Annotated in this window: 25 protein-coding genes; 6 read left to right on the top strand and 19 right to left on the bottom strand. The window is 71.3% G+C overall.

All coding sequences use genetic code 11. The annotated features are described in order from the left end of the window. The first annotated feature begins 9 nt into the window (after positions 1–9). Both RM590_RS29655 and RM590_RS29650 read left to right on the top strand, forming a co-directional pair. Positions 10–1,521 (top strand): MFS transporter, encoded by a 1,512-nt coding sequence (locus RM590_RS29655; RefSeq protein WP_311707835.1) that lies wholly within the window; start codon positions 10–12, stop codon positions 1,519–1,521. A gap of 71 nt (positions 1,522–1,592) precedes the next feature. Further along, positions 1,593–2,003, top strand: coding sequence for a four-helix bundle copper-binding protein (locus tag RM590_RS29650; protein ID WP_311707834.1), 411 nt, complete (start codon positions 1,593–1,595; stop codon positions 2,001–2,003). Positions 2,004–2,015: 12 nt separating this feature from the next. Here RM590_RS29650 and RM590_RS29645 read toward each other — a convergent pair whose 3' ends face one another. Together RM590_RS29645 and RM590_RS29640 are read right to left on the bottom strand one after the other, a co-directional pair. Then, entirely contained in the window at positions 2,016–2,405 is a 390-nt protein-coding gene (locus RM590_RS29645) for an SRPBCC family protein (RefSeq protein WP_311707833.1), read from the bottom strand. 2 nt (positions 2,406–2,407) lie between these two features. Further along, positions 2,408–3,010 (bottom strand): CGNR zinc finger domain-containing protein, encoded by a 603-nt coding sequence (locus RM590_RS29640; RefSeq protein ID WP_311707832.1) that lies wholly within the window; start codon positions 3,008–3,010, stop codon positions 2,408–2,410. Positions 3,011–3,031: 21 nt separating this feature from the next. On the opposite strand from RM590_RS29640, the gene RM590_RS29635 reads away from it, so the two are divergent. Continuing rightward, positions 3,032–3,484: a VOC family protein gene (locus RM590_RS29635; RefSeq protein ID WP_311707831.1), complete on the top strand. Its 453-nt coding sequence runs from the start codon at positions 3,032–3,034 to the stop codon at positions 3,482–3,484. A 102-nt stretch (positions 3,485–3,586) separates the two neighbouring features. On the opposite strand, the gene RM590_RS29630 is transcribed toward RM590_RS29635, so the two are convergent. Beyond that, positions 3,587–4,456, bottom strand: coding sequence for a LolA family protein (locus RM590_RS29630; RefSeq protein WP_311707830.1), 870 nt, complete (start codon positions 4,454–4,456; stop codon positions 3,587–3,589). Between the two features lie 174 nt (positions 4,457–4,630). Further along, entirely contained in the window at positions 4,631–5,641 is a 1,011-nt protein-coding gene (locus RM590_RS29625) for a polyprenyl synthetase family protein (RefSeq protein WP_311707829.1), read from the bottom strand. 350 nt (positions 5,642–5,991) lie between these two features. On the opposite strand from RM590_RS29625, the gene RM590_RS29620 reads away from it, so the two are divergent. Then, positions 5,992–6,582: a hypothetical protein gene (locus tag RM590_RS29620; RefSeq protein WP_311707828.1), complete on the top strand. Its 591-nt coding sequence runs from the start codon at positions 5,992–5,994 to the stop codon at positions 6,580–6,582. Positions 6,583–6,676: 94 nt separating this feature from the next. Here the strand turns inward: RM590_RS29620 and nuoN are convergent, their stop codons facing one another. From nuoN to RM590_RS29550, 14 genes are all read right to left on the bottom strand, one after another. Continuing rightward, complete coding sequence (nuoN, locus tag RM590_RS29615; RefSeq protein WP_311707827.1) at positions 6,677–8,284, bottom strand: NADH-quinone oxidoreductase subunit NuoN; 1,608 nt, start codon at positions 8,282–8,284, stop codon at positions 6,677–6,679. After that, positions 8,281–9,894 (bottom strand): NADH-quinone oxidoreductase subunit M, encoded by a 1,614-nt coding sequence (locus RM590_RS29610; protein ID WP_311707826.1) that lies wholly within the window; start codon positions 9,892–9,894, stop codon positions 8,281–8,283. The genes nuoN and RM590_RS29610 overlap by 4 nt, the downstream gene beginning before the upstream one ends. A gap of 10 nt (positions 9,895–9,904) precedes the next feature. Beyond that, positions 9,905–11,800 carry an NADH-quinone oxidoreductase subunit L gene (nuoL, locus tag RM590_RS29605; RefSeq protein ID WP_311707825.1) on the bottom strand — a complete coding sequence of 632 codons (1,896 nt, stop codon included), beginning with the start codon at positions 11,798–11,800 and terminating at the stop codon, positions 9,905–9,907. Positions 11,801–11,813: 13 nt separating this feature from the next. Next, on the bottom strand, positions 11,814–12,113 hold the full coding sequence (gene nuoK, locus RM590_RS29600; RefSeq protein ID WP_311707824.1) for an NADH-quinone oxidoreductase subunit NuoK: 300 nt from the start codon (positions 12,111–12,113) through the stop codon (positions 11,814–11,816). Continuing rightward, complete coding sequence (locus tag RM590_RS29595) at positions 12,114–13,016, bottom strand: NADH-quinone oxidoreductase subunit J (RefSeq protein ID WP_311707823.1); 903 nt, start codon at positions 13,014–13,016, stop codon at positions 12,114–12,116. Then, positions 13,013–13,624, bottom strand: coding sequence for an NADH-quinone oxidoreductase subunit NuoI (nuoI, locus tag RM590_RS29590; RefSeq protein WP_311707822.1), 612 nt, complete (start codon positions 13,622–13,624; stop codon positions 13,013–13,015). The genes RM590_RS29595 and nuoI overlap by 4 nt, the downstream gene beginning before the upstream one ends. Continuing rightward, positions 13,617–14,999, bottom strand: a complete 1,383-nt coding sequence (nuoH, locus tag RM590_RS29585) for an NADH-quinone oxidoreductase subunit NuoH (RefSeq protein ID WP_311707900.1) — start codon at positions 14,997–14,999, stop codon at positions 13,617–13,619. The genes nuoI and nuoH overlap by 8 nt, the downstream gene beginning before the upstream one ends. Further along, a complete protein-coding gene (locus RM590_RS29580) occupies positions 14,999–17,467 on the bottom strand; it encodes an NADH-quinone oxidoreductase subunit G (RefSeq protein ID WP_311707821.1) in 2,469 nt (822 codons plus the stop codon). Before RM590_RS29580 ends, nuoH begins: the two co-directional genes overlap by 1 nt. Then, positions 17,464–18,819 (bottom strand): NADH-quinone oxidoreductase subunit NuoF, encoded by a 1,356-nt coding sequence (gene nuoF, locus RM590_RS29575; RefSeq protein ID WP_311707820.1) that lies wholly within the window; start codon positions 18,817–18,819, stop codon positions 17,464–17,466. Before nuoF ends, RM590_RS29580 begins: the two co-directional genes overlap by 4 nt. Then, complete coding sequence (gene nuoE / locus RM590_RS29570; RefSeq protein WP_311707899.1) at positions 18,819–19,628, bottom strand: NADH-quinone oxidoreductase subunit NuoE; 810 nt, start codon at positions 19,626–19,628, stop codon at positions 18,819–18,821. The genes nuoF and nuoE overlap by 1 nt, the downstream gene beginning before the upstream one ends. A 29-nt stretch (positions 19,629–19,657) precedes the next feature. Next, positions 19,658–20,992, bottom strand: a complete 1,335-nt coding sequence (locus tag RM590_RS29565; RefSeq protein WP_311707819.1) for an NADH-quinone oxidoreductase subunit D — start codon at positions 20,990–20,992, stop codon at positions 19,658–19,660. After that, positions 20,992–21,717, bottom strand: coding sequence for an NADH-quinone oxidoreductase subunit C (locus tag RM590_RS29560; protein WP_394814002.1), 726 nt, complete (start codon positions 21,715–21,717; stop codon positions 20,992–20,994). The genes RM590_RS29565 and RM590_RS29560 overlap by 1 nt, the downstream gene beginning before the upstream one ends. Positions 21,718–21,786: 69 nt before the next feature. Further along, entirely contained in the window at positions 21,787–22,341 is a 555-nt protein-coding gene (locus RM590_RS29555; RefSeq protein WP_311707817.1) for a NuoB/complex I 20 kDa subunit family protein, read from the bottom strand. A 16-nt stretch (positions 22,342–22,357) separates the two neighbouring features. After that, positions 22,358–22,717: an NADH-quinone oxidoreductase subunit A gene (locus RM590_RS29550; protein WP_311707898.1), complete on the bottom strand. Its 360-nt coding sequence runs from the start codon at positions 22,715–22,717 to the stop codon at positions 22,358–22,360. Between the two features lie 323 nt (positions 22,718–23,040). Between RM590_RS29550 and RM590_RS29545 the strand changes: the two genes are divergently transcribed. Together RM590_RS29545 and RM590_RS29540 are read left to right on the top strand one after the other, a co-directional pair. After that, entirely contained in the window at positions 23,041–23,820 is a 780-nt protein-coding gene (locus RM590_RS29545) for a sulfite exporter TauE/SafE family protein (RefSeq protein ID WP_311707816.1), read from the top strand. A gap of 250 nt (positions 23,821–24,070) precedes the next feature. Next, positions 24,071–24,883 carry a C40 family peptidase gene (locus RM590_RS29540; protein WP_311707815.1) on the top strand — a complete coding sequence of 271 codons (813 nt, stop codon included), beginning with the start codon at positions 24,071–24,073 and terminating at the stop codon, positions 24,881–24,883. Between the two features lie 52 nt (positions 24,884–24,935). Here RM590_RS29540 and RM590_RS29535 read toward each other — a convergent pair whose 3' ends face one another. Beyond that, positions 24,936–26,204: a geranylgeranyl reductase family protein gene (locus tag RM590_RS29535; protein WP_311707814.1), complete on the bottom strand. Its 1,269-nt coding sequence runs from the start codon at positions 26,202–26,204 to the stop codon at positions 24,936–24,938. Positions 26,205–26,220: the final 16 nt, after the last annotated feature.

Raw genomic sequence — 26,220 nt, 5'->3', positions numbered from 1 at the left:
CCCGACGACATGTCCCAGCCACAGATCACGGCAGAAGTCCCGGAGCCGCCCGTCCTGGGCGACAAGGCCGCTGGCGAACGCCCGAACCACCGCTGGTGGGTCCTGGCGGTCATCGGCATCGCCCAGCTCATGGTGGTGCTCGACGCCACCATCGTGAACATCGCCCTGCCGTCCGCGCAGGCGGACCTGGGCTTCAGCGACGGCGACCGGCAGTGGGTGATCACCGCCTACGCGCTGGCCTTCGGCAGCCTGCTGCTGCTCGGCGGCCGGATCGCCGACCTGTTCGGCCGCAAGATCGTCTTCCTCGTCGGCACGGTGGGCTTCGCCGCCGCGTCCGCGCTGGGCGGCGCCGCCGCCAACTTCGAGGTCCTGGTGACCGCCCGCGCCCTCCAGGGCGTCTTCGGCGCCCTGCTCGCGCCGGCCGCGCTCTCCCTGCTCACCACGACGTTCACCGATGCCCGGGAACGTGCCAAGGCGTTCAGCGTCTACGGCGCCATCGCGGGCGCGGGCGGCGCCATCGGCCTGCTGCTCGGCGGCGTGCTCACCGAGTACCTGGACTGGCGCTGGACCCTCTACGTCAACCTGATCTTCGCCGTCGCCGCCTTCGCGGGTGGTGCGGCCCTGCTGGCGCACACCACCCGCAACCGCGAGGTCAAGCTCGACGTCCCCGGCACCGTGCTCGTCTCGGCCGGCCTCTTCGGCCTGGTCTACGGCTTCGCCAACGCCGAGTCCCACGACTGGGACCACCCGGCCACCTGGGGCTTCCTGGTCGCCGGCGTCGTGCTGCTGACCGCGTTCACCTGGTGGCAGACCCGGGCCGCCCACCCGCTGCTGCCGCTGCGCGTGCTGCTGGACCGCGACCGGGGCGCGTCGTTCGCCGCGGTGCTGGTAAGCGGCGCGGGGATGTTCGGTGTCTTCCTGTTCCTGACCTACTACCTCCAGGCGTCGCTCGGCTACACGCCGATCGAGACGGGCCTGGCCTTCCTGCCCATGATCGGCGGGCTGATGGTCACCGCGACCCTCTCGGCCACCACGCTGCTGCCGCGCCTGGGTGCCCGGGCGATCGTCTCCGCGGGCATGGGCATCGCCGCGGCGGGCCTGGCCTGGCTGACCGTGCTGGACCTGGACAGCGCCTACGCGGCGAACGTGATGCCGCCGCTGATCGTCTCCGGCCTCGGCATCGGCCTGGTGGTCGCCCCCGCGATGAACCTGGCCACCGCCGGCGTCTCCCCCGCCGACGCGGGCGTCGCCTCCGCGACGGTCAACACCATGCAGCAGATCGGCGGTTCCATCGGCACCGCCGTCCTCAACACCCTGGCCGCCGGGGCGGCCACCGACTATCTGGCCGGCAAGGACCCGACCGACCCGGCCGTGCTCGCCCAGGCCAGCCTGGAGAGCTACGCCACGGCCTACTGGTGGTCCGCCGCGTTCTTCCTCGCGGGCCTGGTCATCAGCGTCGTGCTCTACCGCCGCGGCGCCCCGCAGGCCGCCGCGAGCGGGGCACCCGTGGTCCACATGTGACGGCTGTTTCCCGTCCCCGCCCACGGATACCCGGGCGGGGACGGAGACCGTTCGAGCACACGGGAGCAGCCATGACGATGGCGATCGACGACATGCTGGGCGCCTACCCGGCCGATCTGGGCCGCGTGGACCGGGACCGGCTCACGCACTGCATCGAGGAGGCCACCGCCTGCGCGCAGGCGTGCACCGCGTGCGCCGACGCCTGTCTGTCCGAGGCGGACGTGTCGAACCTGGCCAAGTGCATCCGCACCAACCTGGACTGCGCGGACATCTGCCAGACCACCGCCCGGGTCCTGTCTCGGCACACGGGCTACGACGCGAACATCACCCGGGCCCAGCTCCTGGCCTGCGCCGCCGCGTGCCACGCGTGCGCCGACGAGTGCGGGCGGCAGTCCACCACGCACGAGCATTGCTGGGTGTGCGCGGAGGCGTGCCGCCGGTGCGAGCGGGCCTGCGAGGAGCTGATCAACACGCTGGGCTGAGTGCCGCCCGGCTCAGCCCAGGGCCCCGGCGACGGCGTCCAACACCCGCTGCCAGTGGGCCCGTTGACGCTCACGCTCGGCGGCGCTCGCCATCCGCTCCTGGTGGAAACGGAGCATCGCCCGCCCGCCGTCGCCCGCCGGGCGGAGGGCGACCTGCACGGTGGTGGAGCCCACGGTGACCCGGATGCGGTCCCCGGGCCGGTACCCGTGCACCTCACCGGCGGTGCCGTCGGCGGTGCGCCAGGGGGCACCGCGCTCCGGGGTCAGCTCGGCGCCGGGTCCCAGCCACAGGGCCAGCCCCTCGGGCCCGCTGATGAACTCCCAGACGACGGCGGGGGGATGCGGCAGCGTGCGCGAGACGCCGATCTGCCAGCCGGCGTCCTTGGTCAGTCCCGTGGGCATGGTCAGCCCTCCTCTCGACGGGCGCGCAGGGCCCGGGCCTTGTGGCGGTTCCCGCAGGTCTCCATGGAGCACCAGCGGCGCCGGCCGGGGCGGGAGGTGTCCACGTACATGAGGTGGCACCGCTCGGCGGAGCACATCCGGACGCGGTGGGCGAACGGGCCCGTCAGCAGCTCCACCGCGTCCCGCGCGACCGTGGCCAGCAACTGGCCGCCGGTGGCGGGCGCCGCCCAGGCCCTGGCGCCGTCCGGGCCGATGGCCGGGGCGAGCGGGGGCCGGGCGGCGGCGGCGTTGAGCACGTCGAGGTCGCCCGGGGCGGCCCGCTCGTCGGCGGTGCGGGCCCGGACCACCCGGAACAGCGCGTCCCGCAGCAGCCGGGCCTCGGCCAGCTCGGCCTCGGATATCTCCACATCGGGCGTGGGCGTGAGCCGGGAACGCTCCGCCCAGACGGCCAGGTCGGCGGGCTCGTGCAGCACCTCGTACCGGCGGAACTCGCCGGGGCCGCCGGTGGTCAGCAGCTCCAGACACAGCGCCCCGGGGTCGAACCGGTACCGGGTGCCGGTGTAGGAGCGCAGCACGATGCCCGTGGTCGTTGCGGAGGCTGCCATGTAACTACTATAACTGGTTACATGGCACGTAGCTGGAAACTGGTCATCGACACCGCGAACGCCCCCGTCCTCGCCGACTTCTGGGCCGCCGCCCTGGAGTACGAGGTAGAAGATCCGAGCGCCCTCATCGAACGACTGCTCGCCGCCGGACAGTTGGGCGAGGACGCCGTCACCGAGCACAACGGCCGCCGCGTCTTCCGCGGCTACGCGGCGATCCGGCATCCCGACGACCCCTACGACGAGGTCACCGGCGTCGGAAGGGGCCGCCGGCTGCTGTTCCAGGACGTGCCCGAGGGCAAGACCGTCAAGAACCGTCTGCACATCGACATCCACGGCGAGCAGGGCAGGCTGGAGGAGCTGGTGACCGGGCTGGAATCCCTGGGCGCCACCCGTGTCCAGGAGCACGATCAGGGCCCCGCCGGACACTGGTGGGTCATGCGGGATCCCGAGGGCAACGAATTCTGCGCGAGCTGACACCGCGCGCCCGGCCGGCCGCCCACCCACGACACGTGCGTGAGCTGACCCGGTGCCCGCCGACCGGGCGCGGCTCTTCCCGGCCGCACGGCCGGATCGGGGCTACCCCGCGAGGTCGGGCAGCAGCTCGGTCAGCGCGCCGCCGCCGAAGGGCTGGTTCGGGTCGATCTCCAGGACCTCCGCGTCGCTCGGCGGGGTGAAGTCGAAGACACCACCGGCCGGCTGGGCGAAGTCGATCTGGGAGAACGCCACGTCCAGCACCTGCCCGTCGGGGCCGTCGACGGTGACCGCGAGCGGCACACCCGTCTCGCCGTCCACGGATATCCGCGCCTCGCTGATGCCCGCCTCGGCGGCGTCCTTCGGCTCCACCACAAGCTGGTACGCGCTGCGGCCGGCCACCCGCGCGGTGCCGTCGACGGAGATGTCCGCGTGCTCCCCCGCCGCCTCCAGCAGCCGCTCGGCCGCCTGCTGCGGGGTGAGCTCACCGGCCCACTCCGGCGCCTCGGCCTCCGCGCCCGCCTCCGCCTCGGGCACCTGGGCCTCGTACACCGTGTTGCTCGCGGAGTCGTACGCCCAAAGCTGGTCGCCGTTGTGTATCAGGGTGAACTCGTCGGAGCCGTCCACCAGGCCCAGCCGCTGCCGGTCCGGGCCGTCCATGGCCACCCGCAGCGTGCTGTCCCCGGTCACCAGCCCGGCGAGCTGCCCGGCCGGGCCCCCCACCCCGCTCAGCACCCCGTCCAGCATCCCGCCCAGGTCCGGAATCCCCAGGTCGGCGTCCACCTTCACCGTGCCCGACAACTGAGCCGTGTCGGCCTCCGCCACCCGGACCAGCAGCTCCTCAGCCGTGACCTCCGGCAGATCCGGGCTGCCGTCGCTCGCCAGGGCCGGCCACAGACCGGCCCCCGCCGCGGCGATCCCCGCCACGACCGCCGTCGGCACGATCGCCCGCCGGATAGTGCTGTTCTTTGCCATCAGATGCCCCTCCACTCGGCTCTCAGCACCATCAATTGCACCAGGCCGGGGCCTTTCCGGCATCCGCCGAGGGGAGGCATCCGCATACGACCAGGGGATGAGCGCACGCGGGCGTGCACCCCCCAACCCGTAAGGGATGTACCCCGCCGAAAGACAGGGTTCACACGCCGCGAGCTACTTGGTACGGTCCGCCACCGCGTCGCACAGATCGGCCAGCGCGTCCTTCGCCGGGACGTCCGGCAGCGGCTCCAGCATCCGCCGCGCCTCCTCCGCGAACGACAGCGCGTCCTGCCGCGCCCGCTCCAGCGCCGGGTGCGCCCGCAGCCCGGCCAGCGCCTCGGCGTGCCGCGCGTCGTCCGTCAGGTCGCCGTCCAGCAGCTCGCACAGCGCCACATCCGCCGGCGCGCCGTCCTTGGCAGCCATCTCGCGCAGCCGCAGCACCGGCAGCGTGGGCACGCCCTCGCGCAGATCGGTGCCGGGCGTCTTCCCCGACTCCCGGCCGTCGCTCGCGATGTCCAGGACGTCGTCGGCCAGTTGGAAGGCGATCCCGATCCGCTCGCCGAACTGGGCGAGCACCTCCACCATGGGCTCCGACGCGCCCGACATCAGCCCGCCCATGCGCCCGGCCACCGCGATCAGCGAGCCCGTCTTGCCCGCGATCACATCCAGATAGTGCGCGACGGGGTCCTCCCCCTCGCGCGGCCCGGCCGTCTCCTGGATCTGACCGGTCACCAGGCGCTCGAACGCCTCCGCCTGGATGCGCACCGCGTCCGCCCCGAGGCCGGCCACTATCGTCGAGGCGCGCGAGAAGAGGAAGTCACCGGTGAGCACGGCCACCGAGTTGTTCCAGCGGACGTTGGCGCTGGGCACCCCGCGCCGCATCTGCGCCTCGTCCATGATGTCGTCGTGGTACAGCGTGGCGAGATGCGTCAGCTCCACCACCACCGCCGAGGGCACCACACCCGGCGCGTAGGGATCGCCGAACTGCGCGGCCAGCAGCAGCAACAGCGGCCGGAAGCGCTTGCCCCCGGCGCGGACGAGATGCTGGGCCGTCTCCGTTATAAAGGGAACGTCGCTCTTGGTGGCCTCGATCAGCCCCGCCTCGACAGCCGCGAGGCCGGCCTGTACATCGGCTTCCAGGGCCTGGTCCCGCACGCTCACCCCGAGGGGTCCCACGACGGTCACGAGCGTTCTCCCTGTCTCCAGTGCGTTGTCTCCGGCAGCGTAGCCGGTCGCGAGTCGATCACGGCCGCTGGGTGAGTCATGCGCCGCGGCGGCGGGACGGCGGCCGGGAAGGGGGAGACCCCGCGCGTTTCCTGGAGCAATGATGTGAAGGAGCCTTGCGTTCCGGTACGGGGCCGACGAGGCGTCAACGCGGGCCGGACAGCCGTCACCTCGGCGAATGGAGCCGCCGACCGCGCGGGGCGTCCAGGTCTCAGTCCCGCCGCGAATGCCACACTGCCGTAACACTTCGACCTACCCCCCTGGGCGCCAAGATAATCTGCCCGGACACGTTCAACGTACGAGGGGATCCCATGCGTAGGTCTATACGGTTGGCCGTGCCGGCGATCGCGGCCGCCACCTTCCTGCTGACCGGGTGCGGCAGCGACGACGAGGAGGGTGGCAGCCCGTTCGGCGGGGGCTCGGGGGAGGAGAACGCCCAGGAGGGCGGCGCGGCGAGCGGCGAGACCGGCGGCGAGGAAGCGCCGGCGGACGAGGGCGGCAGCGGTGGCGGCGCGGCACCCACCAACGAGGAGCTGGAAGGCTTCTGGACGGAGACGGCCGGCGGCGACGACAGCACGCTGACCATCACCGCCGGTGAGGCCCAGTACATGGAGAACATCGAGGAGGAGGGCGACCTCTGCACCGGCTCGGTGAGCGACGGCACCCTCACGGTGGAGTGCCTGCAGCTCGGCAGCGCGCTGTTCCCGGACACGGAGGCCGCGCTCACCCTGGACGGCACCACGCTGACCGTCGCCTGGGCGTCCGGCACCACCGAGACGTTCGAGTCGCTCGCCGGTGACCTCGGGGACCTCGGAGACATGGGCAGCCTCGAAGGGCTGGAGACGCCGGACATGAGCGAGCTGGAGGACCTGCAGCAGGAGCTGGAGGACCTCGGCTACTGAGGCCCGTCGAGGGGCCGTCGAGGAGGCACACCGCAAGGCCCGGACGCCACGGGGGCGTCCGGGCCTTCGGTTCGTTCCGGAGGGCGGCTCGGGGTCAGCGCACGAACACCCCGGCGTCGCTCGCCAGATCCAGGAAGTACTGCGGCGCCACGCCCAGCACCACCGTCACCGCCGCCGCGAGGCCGACCACCGACATCGTCAGCGGGCTGGGAATGACCACCGAGGGCCCGTCCGCCTTGGGCTCGCTGAAGAACATCAGCACGATGACCCGGATGTAGAAGAACGCGGCGATCGCCGAGGCCAGCACACCCACGATCACCAGGCCCATCGCCCCGGCGTCGGCCGCCGCCCGGAACACCGCGAACTTCCCGGCGAAGCCGGACGTCAGCGGAATCCCCGCGAAGGCCAGCAGGAACAGCGCGAAGACCGCCGCCAGCAGCGGCGAACGGCGCCCGAGCCCCGCCCACTTGGACAGGTGCGTCGCCTCGCCACCGGCGTCCCGCACCAGCGTCACCACGGCGAACGCGCCCAGCGTCACGAACGAGTACGCCGCCAGGTAGAACAGCACGGACGACACGCCGTCCTCGCTGATCGCGACCACACCGGACAGGATGAACCCGGCGTGCGCGATCGACGAGTACGCCAGCAGCCGCTTCACATCGGTCTGGGTGATGGCGATGACCGCGCCCGCCACCATCGAGGCGATGGCCACGCCCCACAGCACCGGCTCCCAGTCCCAGCGCAGCCCCGGCAGCACCACGTACAGCAGCCGCAGCATCGCGCCGAACGCGGCCACCTTGGTGGCGGCGGCCATGAAGCCGGTCACCGGGGTCGGCGCGCCCTGGTAGACGTCCGGGGTCCACATGTGGAACGGCACCGCACCCACCTTGAACAGCAGCCCCATCAGCACCATCGCCCCGCCGATCAGCAGCAGCGCGTCGTTGCCCATGGTGGAGGCGAGCCCCGGCTCGATCGTGCCCGGATCGCCGCTGACGACGTCCGCGATGCCGCCGTAGGTGACGGTGCCCGCGTACCCGTACAACATGGCCACGCCGAAGAGCAGGAAGGCCGAGGCGAACGCGCCCAGCAGGAAGTACTTGATGGCCGCCTCCTGCGAGAGCAGCCGCCGCCGACGGGCCAGCGCGCACAGCAGGTACAGCGGCAGCGACAGCACCTCCAGCGCGATGAACAGCACCAGCAGGTCGTTGGCCATCGGGAACAGCAGCATGCCGCCGATCGCGAACAGCAGCAGCGGGAAGATCTCGGTCGTGGTGTGGCCGGCCTTCACCGCCTCCTGCTCGGCCGCGCCGCCCGGCACCGCCGCCGGCTGCGCGGCGAAGGAGTCCACCGGCCTGCCGTGCGCGGCCGGTTCGAGCCGGCGCTCGGCGAAGAGGAACACCGACACCAGGCCGACCAGCAGGATGACGCCCTGGAGGAACAGCGCGGGCCCGTCCACGGCCAGCGAGCCCATGCCCGCGATCTGCGCCTCCGAGGTGGCGCGCCCGCCGGCCGCGAGCGCCACCACGGCGGCGAACGCGCCCGCCAGCGCGGCGATGCCGAGGATCACCTCGGCCGTGTAGCGCGAACGGCGCGGCAGGAACGCCTCGATGAGCACGCCGATGACGGCGGCGCCGAACACGATCAGGCTCGGCGAGAGCGCGGCCCACTCGATGTCCGGAGCTTCGAGATCCCCCGGGTTCATTCGGCGGCCTCCACTTCAGGAATGTGCGGTTCGGGATCGGTCTGGTCGACGTCGGACAGCGTGTGCTCGATCGCCGGGTTGACGATGTCGGTGAGCGGCTGCGGGTAGACGCCGAGGAAGATCAGCAGCCCGATCAGCGGCCCGACCACGGCCAGCTCCCGCACCCGCAGGTCCGGCAGCTTCTCCAGGCCCGCCTTCACCGGCCCGGTCATGGTCCGCTGGTAGAGCACCAGCACGTACAGCGCCGCCAGCACTATTCCGGTGCAGGCGATGACGCCGGCCGCCTGGTAGCGGCTGAACGTGCCGACCAGCACCAGGAATTCGCTGATGAACGGGCCGGTGCCGGGCAGCGACAGCGTCGCCAGCCCGCCGATGAGGAACGTGCCGGCCAGCACCGGCGCCGTCTTCTGCACGCCGCCGTAGTCGGCGATGAGCCGCGACCCGCGCCGGGAGATCAGGAAGCCGGCGACCAGCATCAGCGCGGCGGTGGCGATGCCGTGGTTGATCATGTAGAGCGTCGCGCCGCCCTGGCCCTGGCTGGTCATCGCGAAGACGCCCAGCACGATGAACCCGAAGTGGCTGATGGACGCGTAGGCGATCAGCCGCTTCATGTCCCGCTGGCCCAGCGCCAGCAGCGCCCCGTAGATGATGCTGATCAGCGCCAGGGTGATCACCACCGGCGTGGCCCAGTCGCTGGCCTCCGGGAAGAGCCCGAGGCAGAAGCGGAGCATCGCGAACGTGCCGACCTTGTCCACGACCGCCGTGATCAGCACGGCCACCGGCGCGGTCGACTCGCCCATCGCGTTGGGCAGCCAGGTGTGCACCGGCCACAGCGGCGCCTTGATGGCGAAGGCGACGAAGAAGCCGAGGAACAGCCAGCGTTCGGTGGAGGTCGCCAGGTCCAGCTCGCCCGAGGCGCGGGCCTGGAGGATCGCCTGGAGCGAGAACGTTCCGGCGTCGAGCTGGTCGGCGGTGGCCACGTACAGGCCGATGACGGCGGCCAGCATGATGAGGCCGCCGGCCAGGTTGTAGAGGAGGAACTTGACGGCCGCGTAGGAACGCTGCCGCGCCTGCCCCTCCTCGTCCTGGCCGCCCGCCCGGTCCCCGAAGCCGCCGATGAGGAAGTACAGCGGGATCAGCATGGCTTCGAAGAAGATGTAGAAGAGGAAGATGTCGGTCGCGGCGAAGGACATGATGACCATCGCCTCGACCGCGAGGATCAGCGCGAAGAAGCCCTGGGTGGGCCGCCACCGGCGGCTGGCGGGCGCCTCCTCCTCCCGGGGATCGGCGTCGTTCCAGCCGGCGCCGATGAGGAACGGGATCAGCACCGCCGTCAGCGCGATCATCGCCACGCCGATGCCGTCCACGCCCAGCTCGTAGCGCACCCCGAAGTCCTCGATCCAGGACCGGGATTCGGTGAGCTGATAGCGGTCGGCGCCGTCGCCGGTGTCGAACCGCAGCAGCACCGCGGCCGCGAACGCGGCCGTGGCGACCGAGAACAGCAGCGCCAGCCACTTGGCGGCGGTGCGCCGCTCGGCCGGCACCGCGGCCGTGACCACGGCGCCGATGGCGGGGGTGAGGGCCGTGGCCGTCAGCAAGGGAAATGACATATCAGACCTCTCAGACCGCCCTCATGAGCAGCGTCGCGGCGACGAGCAGAGCCGCACCGCCGAACATGGAGACCGCGTAGGACCGGGCGAACCCGTTCTGGACCCGCCGCAGCCGCCCCGACAGCCCGCCGAACGCGGCGGCCGTGCCGTTGACCACGCCGTCCACCAGCTTGTGGTCGAGGTAGACCAGGCCGCGGGTGAGGTAGTTCCCCGGCCGCACGAACGCGGCGTGGTTGAAGTCGTCCTGGAGCAGATCCCGCCGCGCGGCCCGGGTGACGAACCGGCCGGCCGGCGCCACCACCGGCACCGGGCGGCGGCCGTACTGCCACCAGGCCCCGGCGACGCCGATCAGCATGACCGCGGTCGCGGCCAGCCCCACCGTGCCGTGGCCCACCGGCGAATCGCCGTGCGCCACCCCGGTGACCGGCTCCAGCCAGTGCACGAACGACTCGCCCGCGTCGAACACGAAGCCCGCGCCGACCGAGCCGAAGGCCAGCACGATCATGGGGATCGTCATGGTGGCCGGCGACTCGTGCGGGTGCGGCTCGTGCCCGTGCGCGTCCGGCTGCCAGCGCTTCTCGCCGAAGAACGTGAGCAGCATGATCCGGGTCATGTAGTACGCGGTGAGCGCCGCGCCCAGCAGCATCACGCCGCCGAGGATCCAGCCCTCGGTGCCGCCCTTGCTGAACCCGGCGTAGATGATCTCGTCCTTGGAGAAGAAGCCGGACAGGTACGGGAAGCCGATGATGGCCAGATACGCCAGGCCGAACGTGGCGAACGTGACCGGCATGTGCTTGCGCAGGCCGCCGTAACGCCGCATATCCACCTCGTCGTTCATGGCGTGCATCACCGAGCCGGCGCCGAGGAAGAGCCCCGCCTTGAAGAAGCCGTGGGTGACCAGGTGCATGATCGCGAAGACATAGCCGAGCGGGCCGAGCCCGGCGGCCAGCATCATGTAGCCGATCTGCGACATTGTCGAACCGGCCAGCGCCTTCTTGATGTCGTCCTTCGCGCAACCGACGATCGCACCGAACAGCAGCGTGACCGCGCCGACCACGACCACCACCGTCTGCGCGTCGGGCGCGGCGTCGAAGACCGCCCCGGAGCGGGTGATCAGGTAGACGCCCGCGGTCACCATCGTCGCCGCGTGGATCAGGGCCGAGACCGGGGTCGGGCCCTCCATCGCGTCGCCCAGCCAGGACTGGAGCGGCACCTGCGCGGACTTGCCGCAGGCGGCCAGCAGCAGCATCAGCCCGATGCCGGTCAGCGTGGCCTCGCTCGCGCCCGTGGCGTTGTCCAGCACCGGCTCGAAGGCGAACGTGCCGAACGTGGTGAACATCAGCAGGATGGCGATGGACAGGCCGACGTCGCCGACCCGGTTGACGATGAACGCCTTCTTCGCCGCCGTCGCCGCGCTCGGCTTGTGCTGCCAGAAGCCGATCAGCAGGAACGACGCGAGACCCACGCCCTCCCAGCCGACGTACAGCAGCAGGTAGTTGTCGGCGAGGACGAGCAGCAGCATCGCCCCGAGGAAGAGGTTGAGATAGGCGAAGAAGCGCCGCCGCCGCTCGTCGTGCGCCATGTAGCCGACCGAGTAGAGGTGGATCAGGGTGCCCACGCTCGTGATCAGCAGCACGAAGGTCATCGAGAGCTGGTCGAGCTGGAACGCCACGTCCGCCCGGAAGTCGGCGACCGGCACCCAGCTGAACAGGTGCTGGTGCAGGGTGCGTTCCTCGCCCTCCTTCTCCAGCAGGTCGAAGAAGAGCACCGCGGCCAGGACGAACGACACGGCGGCGAGGCCGGTCGCCAGCCAGTGCCCCACGCGGTCCAGGCGCCGCCCGCCCACCAGCAGTACGGCGGCGCCCAGCAGCGGCGCCCCGACGAGCAGTCCGATCAAAGACTCCACTGGATGTGTCCCCTTACAGCTTCATCAGGCTGGCGTCGTCGACCGAGGCCGAGTGGCGGGCGCGGTAGACGGTGACGATGATGGCCAGCCCGACCACGACCTCGGCGGCGGCCACGACCATCACGAAGAACGCCATGATCTGGCCGTCGAGGTTGCCGTGCATGCGGGAGAAGGCGACCAGCGCCAGGTTCGAGGCGTTCAGCATCAGTTCGACGCACATGAACACGACGATCGCGTTCCGCCGCAGCAGCACCCCGCAGGCGCCGAGCGTGAACAGCAGGGCGGCCAGGTAGAGATAGTTCTCCGGGCTCACTTAACGCTCCTCCTCGGCCTCGTGGGCGGCCGGGCCGCGGCTGCCGTTGACGGCGGCGGCGCCGTTCCCGTTGAGGGCGGGCTTCTTCTGCTCCACGTACGTCTGGCCGTGGTAGCGCGCGGTGCGCGCCTCCAGCGCCGACACGTCGGCCACCGCCTGCTGGTGCACCTCGCGGACCTGGCCGCGGCCGCGCAGCGTGGCGCTGACGCTGATCTCGGCGGGCGTGCCGTCGGGCAGCAGGCCGGGCAGGTCCACCGCGTTGTGCCGGGCGTAGACGCCGGGGGCCGGCAGCGGCGGCAGCTGCGTGCCGCCGCGCACCCGCTCCTCGGCCTGCTCGCGCTGCGACTTGATGCGCTCGATGCGCTCGCGGTGCGTCATCAGCGTGGCGCCGACGGCGGCGATGGTCAGCAGGATGCCGGTCACCTCGAACGCCACCACGTAGCGGGTGAACAGCAGCGAGGCCAGGCCCTGGACGTTGCCCTCGGCGTTCGCCTCGGACAGGCCGGTGAAGGAGCCGACGGACGCCTGGCCGATGCCCGCGATCAGCAGGATCCCCAGGCCGAGTCCGCATCCCGCGGCCAGCCAGCGCTGGCCGACCAGCGTTTCCTTCAGCGAGTCGGCGGCGCTGACGCCGATGAGCATCAGCACGAACAGGAAGAGCATCATCACGGCGCCGGTGTAGACGACGATCTGCACCATGCCGAGGAAGTAGGCGCCGTTGGCCAGGTAGAAGAGCGCCAGGATCACCATCGTGCCGGCCAGGCACAGCGCGGAGTGCACCGCGCGGCGCATCAGCACGGTGCCGAGCCCGCCGGCCACGGCGAGCGGGCCGAGCAGCCAGAACTGCACGGCCTCGCCGTTGGAGGTCGAGGTCTCCGCCGCGAGGGACGCGAGCGTGCTCATGCCTGCCCCCCGGTCGGGTCGTGCAGGCGGGTGGCGGCCGACACGGCGTCGTCGTCGGCCAGTTGCTCGCCGGTGACGCGCTGCCGGACGGTGCCGGGCGCGGCGCCCCGCACCTCGCCCCGGTAGTACGACTGCTCGTCGGTGCCCGGGTACATCGCGTGCGGGGAGTCGACCATCCCGTCCTGGAGGCCGACCAGCAGCTCCTCCTTGGTGTAGATCAGGGAGGCGCGGGTGCGGTCGGCGAGCTCGTACTCGTTCGTCATGGTCAGCGCCCGGGTGGGGCAGGCCTCGACGCACAGGCCGCACAGGATGCAGCGCAGGTAGTTGATCTGGTAGACGCGGCCGTAGCGCTCGCCCGGGGAGTAGCGCTCCTCCTCGGTGTTGTCCGCGCCCTCCACGTAGATGGCGTCCGCCGGACAGGCCCAGGCGCACAGCTCGCAGCCGATGCACTTCTCCAGGCCGTCCGGGTGCCGGTTGAGCTGATGGCGGCCGTGGAAGCGAGGCGCGGTCGGCTTCTTCTCCTCCGGGTACTGCTCGGTGAGCCGCTTCTTGAACATGGCCTTGAAGGTCACGCCGAAGCCGCCCACCGGATTGCGGAACTCAGGCATCGTTGCCCTCCCTTCCCTCGGTGCTTCCTTCAGTGCTTCCTTCGGTGCTCGCGCCGGATTCCGCGGCGACGGACGCCGTCGTGCGCTCCGCCCGGGACGGGCGGCGCGGCACCGGCGGCAGGGTCTGCCCCGGCAGCGGCGGCACGGGGTAGCCGCCGGCCATCGGGTCGAACGCCGGCTCGGGCCGCGCGGCCTCTTCCTGCTCGCGGCGCTCGTTCTCCCGGTCGAGGAAGAAGTCCACGACGTAGGAGAGCAGCAGCACCACGAGCACGCCGCCGGCGACCCACAGCAGGATGTCGCCGAACTCGTAGTCCTCGTTCTGCATGGCCCGCACGGTGGCGACCAGCATCAGCCAGACCAGCGCGATCGGGATGAGGATCTTCCAGCCGAGGACCATGAACTGGTCGTAGCGCACACGCGGCAGCGAGGCGCGGATCCAGAAGAAGACGAAGATCACCGCGATGAGCTTGCCGACGAACCACAGCAGCGGCCACCAGCCGGAGTTGGCACCCTCCCAGAAGCTGAGCGGCGCGGGCGCGCGCCAGCCGCCGAGGAAGAGCGTGACCATCAGCATGGAGACGGTGACGGTGTGGATGTACTCGGACAGCATGAAGAAGGCGAACTTGATCGACGAGTACTCCGTGAGGTACCCGCCGACGAGGTCGCCCTCGGACTCCGGCATGTCGAACGGTGGGCGGTGCGCCTCGCCGACCATCGCCACCATGTAGATGAGGAACGACACCGGCAGCAGGATCATGAACCACCGGTCGTCCTGCGCGTCCACGATCGCGGAGGTCGACATCGAGCCGGAGTAGAGGAAGACCGCCGCGAACGACAGCCCCATCGCCACCTCGTAGGAGATGATCTGCGCGGTGGCCCGCACCCCGCCGAGCAGCGGGTAGGTGGAGCCGGACGACCAGCCCGCCAGCACCGTGCCGTACACCGCGATGGCCGAGGTGGCCAGCACGTACAGCAGCGCGACGGGCAGGTCGGTGAGCTGGAGGACGGTCTCGGTGCCGAAGATGCTGACCGGGTCGTCCTTCGGGCCGAAGGGGATGACCGCGACGGCCATGAACGCCGGGATCGCGGCGAGCATCGGCGCCAGGATGTAGAGGGCCTTGTCGGCCCCCTTGACGGTGATGTCCTCCTTGAGCATCAGCTTCACGCCGTCGGCCAGCGACTGGAGCATGCCCCAGGGACCGTGCCGGTTGGGCCCGATCCGGAGCTGCATCCAGCCGAGGACCTTGCGCTCCATCACGATGCTGATGAGCACGGTGCCCATCAGGAACGCGAAACAGCCGACGGCCTTGAGCGCGATGAGCCAGAAGGGGTCGTCGCCGAACATCGACAGGTCGGGCTCCTGGGCGAGCACCATCACGCGTTCACCTCCTCAGCCTGGGCAGAGATGCGGACGACGCTCCCCGGCGCGCCGCCCAGGTCCTGAAGGGCGCCGTTTCCGGTGGAGTTGAGCGGGAGCCAGACCACCCGGTCGGGCATCTCCTCGGTCACCGCGAGCGGCAGCGCCACCGAGCCGGCGGGCCCGGTGACGGACAGCGTGTCGCCGTCCTTGACCCCGGTCTCCTCGGCGGTGGCGGGGGACAGCCGGGCCACGGCGGCGTGCCGGGTGCCGGCCAGCGCGTCGTCGCCGGTCTGGAGCACGCCCTGGTCGAGCAGCAGCCGGTGCCCGGCGAGCACGGCGTGGCCCTCGTCGGGGCTGGGCAGGTCGGCGGGCGTGGCGGTCGGGCCGAGCGGCAGCTCGCCGCGCCAGTCGGCGAGGTCGTTCAACTCGCGGCGGATGGCGGGCAGATCGGGCAGGCCGAGGTGTACGTCCATCGCGTCGGCGAGCATGTGCAGCGCGCGGGCGTCGGTCTGCACCAGGCGGCGCGTCATCTGGTCGGGCCTGATCGCGGCGGTGAACTGCCGGGCGCGGCCCTCCCAGTTGAGGAACGTGCCGCTCTTCTCGACGGCGGCGGCCACCGGCAGCACCACGTGGGCGCGGGCGGTGACCTCGGAGGGCCGCATCTCCAGGCTGAGCAGGAAGCCGTCCGCGGCGACCCGGTCCAGCGCGGCGCGCGCCCTCTCCGGGTCGGGCAGGTCGGTCACCTCGACGCCGGCCACCACCAGGGCGCCCAGCTCGCCGGCGGCCGCTGCCTCGACGATCGCGGTGGTGTCACGGCCCGGCCGCTCGGGCAGGGCGGCCAGCCGCCAGACGTCGGCGACCTCGGCGCGGGCCCGCTCGGAGGACTCGGGCCGGCCGCCGGGCAGCAGCCCGGGCAGCGCGCCCGCCTCGATGGCGCCGCGCTCGCCGGCCCGGCGCGGGATCCACACCAGCTCGGCGCCGGTGGCCGCGGCGGTGGCGACCGCCGCGGTGAAGGCGCCGGCGACGCCGGCCAGCCGCTCGCCGAGGATGACGACCGCGCCGGGCTCGCGCAGCGCCGCGGCGGCGGCGCGCCCGTGCTCGTCCAGACGGTCGCCGTCGGCCAGCGCGTTCAGCCAGGCGGGCTCGGTGCCGGGCGCGGCGGGCAGCAGGGTGCCGCCGGTCTTGGCCAGGCCCCGGGTGATGTGGGTGGCCACGGAGAAGATCTTGGTGTTCCGCTTGCGGTGCGCCTTGCGCAGCCGCAGGAAGACGCCGGGGGCCTCCTCCTCCGACTCGAAGCCGACCAGCAGCACGGCGGGCGCGGCCTCCAGGGCCCGGTTGGTGAGGCCGGAACCATTGAGATCGACGCCGTGGCCGGCGATCCGGGAGGCGAGGAACGCCGCCTCCTCCGCGCTGTGCACGCGGGCCCGGAAGTCGATGTCGTTGGTGCCGAGCGCGACCCGGGCGAACTTGGCGTAGGCGTAGGAGTCCTCGACCGTGAGCCGGCCGCCGGTCAGCACGGCCGCGCCGGAGCCCTTGGCCGCGGCCAGCCCGGCGGCGGCGACGCGCAGCGCCTCCGGCCAGCTCGCGGGCGTCAGTTCACCGGTCTCGGCGTCGCGGACCAGCGGCGAGGTGAGCCGGTCGGGCCGCTGGGCGTAGCGGAACGCGAACCGGCCCTTGTCGCAGATCCACTCCTCGTTGACCTCGGGGTCCTCGGCCGCCATGCGCCGCATGACCTTGCCGCGCCGGTGGTCGGTGCGGGTGGCGCAGCCGCCCGCACAGTGCTCGCAGACGCTGGGCGAGGAGACCAGGTCGAACGGGCGGGAGCGGAACCGGTAGGCGGCGGAGGTGAGGGCGCCGACCGGGCAGATCTGGATGGTGTTGCCGGAGAAGTACGACTGGAACGGGTCGCCCTCGCCCGTGCCGACCTGCTGGAGCGCGCCGCGTTCCAGCAGCTCGATCATGGGGTCACCGGCGATCTGCTGGGAGAACCGGGTGCAGCGGGCGCACAGCACGCACCGCTCACGGTCGAGCAGCACCTGGGTGGAGATCGGCACCGGCTTGTCGAACGTCCGCTTGTGGCCGTCGAACCGGGTCTCCGGGTCGCCGGTGGACATGGCCTGGTTCTGGAGGGGGCACTCGCCGCCCTTGTCGCAGACCGGGCAGTCCAGCGGGTGGTTGATCAGCAGCAGCTCCATCACGCCGCGCTGCGCCTTCTCGGCGACGGGCGAGGAGAGCTGGGTCTTGACGACCATGCCGTCGGTGCAGGTGATGGTGCAGGAGGCCATCGGCTTGCGCTGGCCCTCGACCTCCACGATGCACTGGCGGCAGGCGCCCGCCGGGTCGAGCGCCGGGTGGTCGCAGAACCGCGGGATCTCGATGCCCAACTGCTCGGCGGCGCGGATGACCAGCGTCCCCTTGGGCACCGAGATCTCGATGCCGTCGATGGTCAGCGTCACCAGGCCGGCATCCTGTGGGGCCGTCATGCGTTCACCTCCTGGTGAGCCGTGATGCCGTTGTCCGCCCAGGCGGTGGACTTGGCCGGGTCGAACGGGCAGCCGCCCTGGGTGACGTGCCGCTCGTACTCCTCGCGGAAGTACTTCAGCGAGGAGAAGATGGGGCTGGCGGCGCCGTCGCCGAGGGCGCAGAAGGACTTGCCGTTGATGTTGTCGGCGATGTCGGCGAGCTTGTCGATGTCGCTGAGCAGTCCCTTGCCCGCCTCGATGTCGCGCAGCAACTGGACCAGCCAGTAGGTGCCCTCGCGGCAGGGCGTGCACTTGCCGCAGGACTCGTGCGCGTAGAACTCGGTCCACCGGGTCACGGCGCGCACCACGCAGGTGGTCTCGTCGAAGCACTGGAGCGCCTTGGTGCCGAGCATGGAGCCGGCGCCCATGACGCCCTCGTAGTCGAGGGGAACGTCCAGGTGCTCCTCGGTGAACATCGGCGTGGAGGAGCCGCCCGGCGTCCAGAACTTCAGCCGGTGGCCGGGGCGCATCCCGCCGCTCATCTGGAGCAGTTCGCGCAGGGTGATCCCGAGCGGCGCCTCGTACTGGCCGGGCGTGGCGACGTGTCCGGACAGCGAATAGAGCGTGAAGCCGGGGGACTTCTCGCTGCCCATGGAGCGGAACCACTCCTTGCCACGGTCCATGATGGCGGGAACCGACGCGATGGACTCGACGTTGTTCACCACAGTGGGGCAGGCGTAGAGGCCGGCCACCGCGGGGAAGGGGGGCCGGAGCCGGGGCTGGCCGCGGCGGCCCTCCAGGGAGTCCAGGAGCGCGGTCTCCTCACCGCAGATGTAGGCGCCCGCCCCGGCGTGCACGGTGATGTCCAGGTCGCCGCCCGCGCCGAGGGCGCCCTTGCCGAGATAGCCGGCCGCGTACGCCTCGGCGACCGCGGAGTGCAGGCGGCGCAGCACCGGGACGACCTCACCGCGGAGGTAGATGAAGGCGTGGTTGGAGCGGATGGCGTGGCAGGCGATGACGATGCCCTCGATGAGGGAGTGCGGGTTCGCCAGGAGCAGCGGGATGTCCTTGCAGGTGCCCGGCTCCGACTCGTCGGCGTTGACGACGAGATAGTGCGGCTTGTTGTCGCCCTGCGGGATGAACTGCCACTTCATGCCCGTGGGGAAGCCGGCGCCGCCGCGCCCGCGCAGCCCGGCGTCCTTCACATAGGCGATGACGTCGTCCGGGGGCATGGCCAGCGCCCTGGCCATGCCGCGGTAGCCGCCGTTGGCCCGGTAGACGTCCAGCGTCCAGGACCTGTCCTGGTCCCAGAAGGCGGAGAGCACCGGTGAGAGGAGCTTCTCCGGGCTGGTCTCGTTCACTGCGCTGGTCATCACTCACCCTCCCCGGTGACCGGCCCGGCGGGGTGGTGCGGGTCGGAGGCCGAGCTCTGCTGCGGGGCGTCGTGCCTACTGGCGTGCGTCGTGGGCGGCTTGGCCGCGGGGATGTCGGGGTGGCGCGGCGAGACGATGGTGTCGGGGCCGCGTTCGCCCTTGGCCAGCCGGAGGCCGGCCAGCGAGGCGGGCCCGGCGCTGCCGCCGGCCTCGGTGGCGCCCGGGCGCGGGTCGGGGAAGCCGGCCAGGATGCGGGCGGTCTGCTTGAAGTCGCAGAGCGGGGCGCCGCGGGTCGGCGTGACCTCGTGTCCGGCGCGCAGGTCGTCGACGAGGCGCTTGGCGGACTCGACGGTCTGGTTGTCGAAGAACTCCCAGTTGACCATCACCACCGGCGCGAAGTCGCAGGCGGCGTTGCACTCGATGTGCTCCAGGGTGACCTTGCCGTCCTCGGTGGTCTCCCCGTTGCCCACGCCCAGGTGCTCGCGCAGGGCGGCGAAGATGGCGTCGCCGCCGAGCACCGCGCACAGGGTGTTGGTGCAGACGCCGACCTGGTAGTCGCCGGACGGCCGGCGCCGGTACATCGAGTAGAACGTCGCCACGGCCGTCACCTCGGCGGTGGTCAGCCCGAGCACATCGGCGCAGAACTGCATGCCGGTGCGGGTGACATGGCCCTCCTCGGACTGCACGAGGTGGAGCAGCGGCAGCAGCGCGGAGCGGCTGTCGGGGTAGCGCGCGATCACCTCGGCGGCGTCCGCCTCCAGCCGGGCCCGCACGTCGGCGGGGTACTCCGGCGCGGGCATCTGCGGCATGCCGAGCTGCACGTCCTGTTGGTTCGCGGTCACCGGTCGACGCCTCCCATCACGGGGTCGATGGACGCCACCGCGACGATGACGTCGGCGACCATGCCGCCCTCGCACATCGCCGCCATGGACTGGAGGTTGGTGAAGGAGGGGTCCCGGAAGTGCACGCGGTAGGGACGGGTGCCGCCGTCGCTGACGATGTGCACTCCGAGTTCGCCCTTGGGCGACTCCACGGCGGTGTACGCCTGCCCGGCCGGCACCCGGAAGCCCTCGGTGACCAGCTTGAAGTGGTGGATCAGGGCCTCCATGGAGGTCCCCATGATGTTCTTGATGTGATCCAGCGAGTTCCCCAGGCCGTCGGGGCCGAGGGCGAGTTGGGCGGGCCAGGCGATCTTCTTGTCGGCGACCATGACCGGGCCGGGCTCCAGCCGGTCGATGCACTGCTCGACGATGCGCAGCGACTGCCGCATCTCCTCCAGGCGCAGCAGGAAGCGGCCGAAGGAGTCGCAGGTGTCGGTGGTCGGCACCTCGAAGTCGTACGTCTCGTACCCGCAGTACGGGTCGGTCTTGCGCAGGTCGTGCGGCAGGCCGGCCGAGCGGAGGATCGGGCCGGTGGCGCCCAGGGCGAGGCAGCCGGCCAGGTCGAGGTAGCCGACGTCCTTCAGCCGGGCCTTGAAGACCGGGTTGCCGGTGCAGAGCTTGTCGTACTCGTCGAGGTTCTTCCGCATCTTCTTGACGAACTCGCGCAGGGCGTCCACCGCGCCGGGCGGCAGGTCCTGGGCGAGGCCGCCGGGGCGGATGTAGGCGTGGTTCATCCGCAGGCCGGTGATCAGCTCGAAGATGTCCAGGCACAGTTCGCGGTCGCGGAAGCCGAAGATCATGACCGTGGTGGCGCCCAGCTCCATGCCGCCGGTGGCGATGGCCACCAGGTGGGAGGAGAGCCGGTTGATCTCCATCAGCAGCACGCGGATGATCGACGCCCGGTCGGGGATGTCGTCGGTGATGCCGAGGAGCTTCTCCACGCCGAGGCAGTACGCGGCCTCGTTGAAGAACGGCGTGAGGTAGTCCATGCGCGTCACGAACGTGGTGCCCTGCGTCCAGGTCCGGTATTCGAGGTTCTTCTCGATGCCGGTGTGCAGGTACCCGATGCCCGCGCGGGCCTCGGTGACCGTCTCCCCGTCGATCTCCAGGATGAGGCGCAGCACGCCGTGGGTGGAGGGGTGCTGCGGCCCCATGTTGACGATGATCTTCTCGTCGTCGGCGCGGTCGGCCACGTCCCGGGCGACCTCGTCCCAGTCGCCGCCGGTGACGGTGTAGACCGTGCCCTCGGTGGTCTCCCTGGCCCCCGCGGGCCGGGTCGCGTGTGTGGTCATCAGGAGTACGACCTCCGCTGGTCGGGTGCCGGGATCTGGGCGCCCTTGTACTCGACGGGGATGCCGCCGAGCGGGTAGTCCTTGCGCTGCGGGAAGCCCTGCCAGTCGTCCGGCATCATGATCCGGGTCAGGGCCGGGTGGCCGTCGAAGACGAGGCCGAAGAAGTCGTAGGTCTCGCGCTCGTGCCAGTCGTTGGTCGGGTAGACGTCGACGACGGACGGGATGTGCGGGTCGGCCTCCGGCACGCTCACCTCCAGCCGGATGAGGCGCCCGTGGGTGAGCGACCGCAGGTGGTAGACGGCGTGCAGTTCGCGGCCGGCGTCGGCCGGGTTGTGCACACCGCTGACGCCGGTGCACAGCTCGAACCGCAGCGCGGGGTCGTCCCGCAACGTCCGCGCGACCCGCGGCAGATGCTCGCGCGCGATGTGAAAGGTGAGCTCGCCCCGGTCCACGACGGTCCGCTCGATGGCGGTCCCGGGATCGACGCCCTGTTCCTCCAGGGCGCCCTCCAACTCGTCGGCGACCTCGTCGAAGTAGCCGCCGTAGGGGCGGGCGCTGGACCCCGGCATGCGCACGGTGCGCGTCAGCCCGCCGTATCCGGTGGTGTCCCCGCCGTTGTTGGCGCCGAACATGCCGCGCCGCCGGGCGATGGCCTCCCCGCCGCCCCCGCGCGCGGCCGGCTCGCCGCTTGTGCTTGTGTTCCCGTTCACCTGCTCACTCACCACAGCACCTCTTCGTCCGCCGCACCGGCCGTGCCGACGTCTGGGGGGAACCGGCGTCCCGTCCGGCGCGGTTCATCGCAGCAGGCCCTTCATCTCGATCGTCGGCAGCGCCTTGAGCGCCGCCTCCTCCGCCTCCCGGGCCGCCTGCTCGCGGTTGACGCCGAGCTTCTCCTCGCGGATCTTCTGGTGCAGCTTGAGGATCGCGTCCATCAGCATTTCCGGGCGCGGCGGGCAGCCGGGCAGGTAGATGTCGACGGGCACGATGTGGTCGACGCCCTGCACGATGGCGTAGTTGTTGAACATGCCGCCCGAGGAGGCGCAGACACCCATCGAGATGACCCACTTGGGGTTGGCCATCTGGTCGTAGACCTGCCGCAGCACCGGTGCCATCTTCTGGCTGACGCGGCCGGCGACGATCATGAGGTCCGCCTGCCGCGGCGAGCCGCGGAAGACCTCCATGCCGAAGCGCGCCAGGTCGTAGCGGCCGGCTCCGGTGGTCATCATCTCGATCGCGCAGCAGGCCAGCCCGAACGTGGCGGGGAAGACGGACGACTTCCGCGCCAGCCCCGCCATGTTCTCGACGGTGGTGAGCAGAAACCCGCTGGGCAGCTTCTCTTCGAGACCCATCAGGGACGCCCCTTTCTCAGTCCCATTCGAGTCCTCCTCGACGCCAGTCGTACGCGTACGCGACGCCGATGAGGCCAACAAAAATCAACATCTGCACGAGCCCGAACATCCCCAGCGAGTCGAACTGCACGGCCCAGGGATAGAGAAAGACGATCTCGATGTCGAAGATGATGAACAGCATCGCCGTCAGGTAGTACTTGACGGGGAACCGCCCACCGCCGGCCGGCTGCGGGGTCGGCTCGATGCCGCACTCATAGGCCGACAGCTTGGCCCGGTTGTAGCGCTTGGGACCCACGATCGAGGCCAGGACCACGGAGAAGACGGCAAAGGCAGCCCCGAGGGCCCCCAGCACGAGGATAGGAACGTACGCGTTCACAACACCTCGCTCCTTCCAGTCGACGGCGACTGCTACCACGGTGATCATCGCTATGTGAGTCAGTTCACAAGGCTGCAAGGCATCCTATGCCTCTGCCCCTGTGACCTTCGACACGGGGTGACCCATGAACTTTGTGATCTCTCCCACCCCGTGAAGTTGATCAAGGATGATCAGGTTGGGACGTTCCACGCAAGGTGGTTGATCAACTACGAAGTGCGGAATCAGCGGGTCATCAGCGGTTGTTTCGGGCGTTCGTCAATACACCACGGGTGCCGGGCAAGCAAATTCGCATCCGGGACCGCCCGGTGATAGGGCCTGGACCGGTGTCAGACATAACGCTCACGACGGCCATCGCCCTGTGCATCGCCGCCGCCCTGGCCGGCTGGATCGACGCGGTCGTCGGCGGCGGCGGGCTGCTCCTGCTCCCCGCCCTGCTCATCGGCCTGCCGGACCTCTCCCCCACCTACGCCCTCGGCACCAACAAGGCGGTCGCCGTCACCGGCACGTCGATCGCCGCCGTCACCTACACCCGCCGCGCCCCGGTCGACGTGCGGCTCGCGCTGCGCCTCGGCGCCCTCGCGCTGACCGCCTCGGCGGGCGGCGCACTGTTTGCATCAGCGGTGGAGAAGCGTGTTCTCCAGCCGTTGATCATGGTGATGCTGCTCGCGGTCGCGACGTTCGTCGTCCTGCGCCCGCAGTTCGGGACCGCGCACACCGATCGGGTGCCCTCGCGCCGGCGCACCGCCGCGGCGCTGCTCGTCGTCGGCCTGGGAATCGGCTTCTACGACGGCATCCTGGGCCCGGGCACCGGCACGTTCCTCGTCATCGCGCTCGCCGCTCTGCTGCACATGAACATGCTCAACGCATCCGCCACCGCCAAGGTCGTGAACGTCGGCACAAACCTCGGCGCGCTGGCCGTCTTCACCGCCCACGGCACCGTCCTGTGGCAACTCGCCCCCTTCATGGCCGTGTTCAACATGGCGGGCGGCTGGGCGGGCGCGCACATGGCGCTCCGGCGCGGCAGCGGCTTCATCCGCGTCGTGCTGCTCGTCGTCGTCACCGGACTCGTCGCCCGGCTCGCCTACGACCAGTGGTGGACGTGACGTGCGCCACGGCGCCGATCGGTAACGAGCGTGCAACATTGATGCGGCGCCCGCCGCGTGCTAGCCGGCGAACGGCGGGCGACATTCCGGACAACCCGCAGGACACGGCGGTACACCACCAGGAAAGATCGACTTCCGCACGAAACGGCACTTCGGACAAAAACCCCGCCAACTCGTCGCGTACACGTCGACTGTGGCGCATCCCACGTTAATTGAGATCAACCGCCGGGTGCTGATAGCCGTTATCTCCATGTCCCCAATCCGTTATCGAGGCCGGCACCGAAAACCTCGGCCCTCCCGCACCAGCAGCCTGATACGCGGCGGCGTCCTCTCGGGCGTCGTGGGCACCGTGGCCGTCACCGGCGCGACCACGCCCGCCTCGGCCACCGAGAAGCCCACCGAGACCACGGGCCAGCTCCCCGTGCTCGACGCGGCGCTCGCGGGCCACGCCACGCTCGCCGCCGAGGCCACCGAGGCGTACGTCAGCGAGACCGAGACCCAGAACAACTGGCAGCGCGCCCAGGACCGCGCCGCCGAGCGGGCCCGCGAGGCCGCCGCCGAACGCCGCGCGCAGGCCGAGGCCGAGGCCGAGGCCGAGCGCCGCGCCGAGGCCGAGCGCCGCGCCCGCGAGGCAGCAGCGGCCGAAGAAGCCGCCGCGGCAGAGGCCCAGAGCCTCGCCGCCACCGCCACGCCGGCGCCCAGCACGGGCGGCTCCGGCTCGGCCATCGTCGATTTCGTCCGCGCCCAGCTCGGCGACGGATACATCCTCGGCTCCAACGGACCCGACGCCTGGGACTGCTCCGGCCTCGTCCAGGCCGCCTACGCCAATCTGGGCATCTCGCTCCCCCGCACCTCCGGCGAGCAGTCCACCGCGGGCGCCCAGGTCTCCCTGGACGCGCTCCAGCCCGGTGACATCCTCTACTGGGGCGGCGCGGGCAGCGCCTACCACGTGGCGATCTACACCGGCGACGGCACGTTCATCGGCGCGCAGAACTCCTCCACCGGCGTCGTCGAGCGCGACCTCGGCTGGGACAGCCCCTCGGGCGCCATCCGCGTGCTCTGAGGCACCGCGTCCGCCCACGGACACCACCGAGGGCCGCGTTCCGACCGCGCGCTCAGGCGCGCGGCGCCACCTTCGACAGGCCGTTGATGACGCGGTCCATCGCGTCACCGCCCGTCGGGTCCGTCAGGTTCGCCAGGAGCTTCAGCAGGAACCGCATCAGCACCGGGTGGCTCAGGCCGCGCTCGGCCGCCAGCCGCATGATCCGCGGGTTGCTGATGAGCTGCACGAACGCCCGGCCCAGCGTGTAGTACCCGCCGTAGGTGTCCTTCAGCACCTTCGGGTAGCCGCGCAGCGCCAGCTCCCGCTGCCCGGGCGTCTGCCGCGCCAGCGCCTGGCTGATGACCTCGGCCCCGATCCGCCCCGACTCCATGGCGTACGCGATGCCCTCGCCGTTGAACGGGTTCACCAGGCCGCCCGCGTCGCCCACGAGCATCAGCCCGCGCGCGTAGTGCGGCTTCCGGTTGAACGCCATCGGCAGCGCCGCGCCCCGGATCGGGCCGGTCATGAACTCGGGCGTGAACTGCCACTCGGCGGGCATCGACGCGCACCACGTGCGCAGCACCTCGCGCCAGTCCAGCTCCTTGAAGGACGGCGAGCTGTTGAGCACGCCCAGCCCGACGTTCGACGTGCCGTCGCCCATGCCGAAGATCCAGCCGTAGCCCGGCAGCAGCCGCTCCCGGCCGTCCCGCCGGTCCCACAGCTCGAACCAGGACTCCAGGTAGTCGTCGTCGTGGCGCGGCGAGGTGAAGTACGTCCGCACGGCCACGCCCATCGGCCGCTTGTCGTCCCGGTGCAGGCCCATCGCCAGCGACAGCCGCGAGGAGTTGCCGTCGGCGGCGACCACGACCGGCGCCGTGAACGTGACATCCTTCTTCTCCGCGCCCAGCTTCGCCTCGACGCCGGTGATGCGCCCGGTGCGCTCGTCGCGGACCGGACCGGCGACGTTGCACCGCTCGTACAGCCGGGCGCCCGCCTTCTGGGCGGCGCGCGCGAGCTGCTCGTCGAAGTCGTCGCGCTTGCGCACCAGTCCGTAGTCGGGGAACGAGGCCAGCTCGGGCCAGTCGAGCTGGAGCCGCTGCCCGCCGCCGATGACCCGCAGCCCCTTGTTGCGCAGCCAGCCGGCCTCCTCCGAGATGTCAATTCCCATGGCGACGAGCTGTTTGACGGCCCGGGGGGTGAGCCCGTCGCCGCACACCTTCTCGCGCGGGAAGGCCGTTTTCTCCAGCAGCACCACCTCAAGCCCCGCCTGGGCGAGGTGGAACGCGGTCGCCGAGCCGGCCGGCCCGGCCCCGACGACGATCACATCAGCGGTCTCGGCCACGTTGGCTCTCCCATCG

It is taken from the genome of Streptomyces litchfieldiae (genome assembly GCF_031845365.1).
In the GTDB taxonomy this organism is placed as follows: Bacteria; Actinomycetota; Actinomycetes; order Streptomycetales; family Streptomycetaceae; genus Streptomyces; species Streptomyces litchfieldiae.
This window is presented reverse-complemented; position numbering and strand designations above follow the sequence as displayed.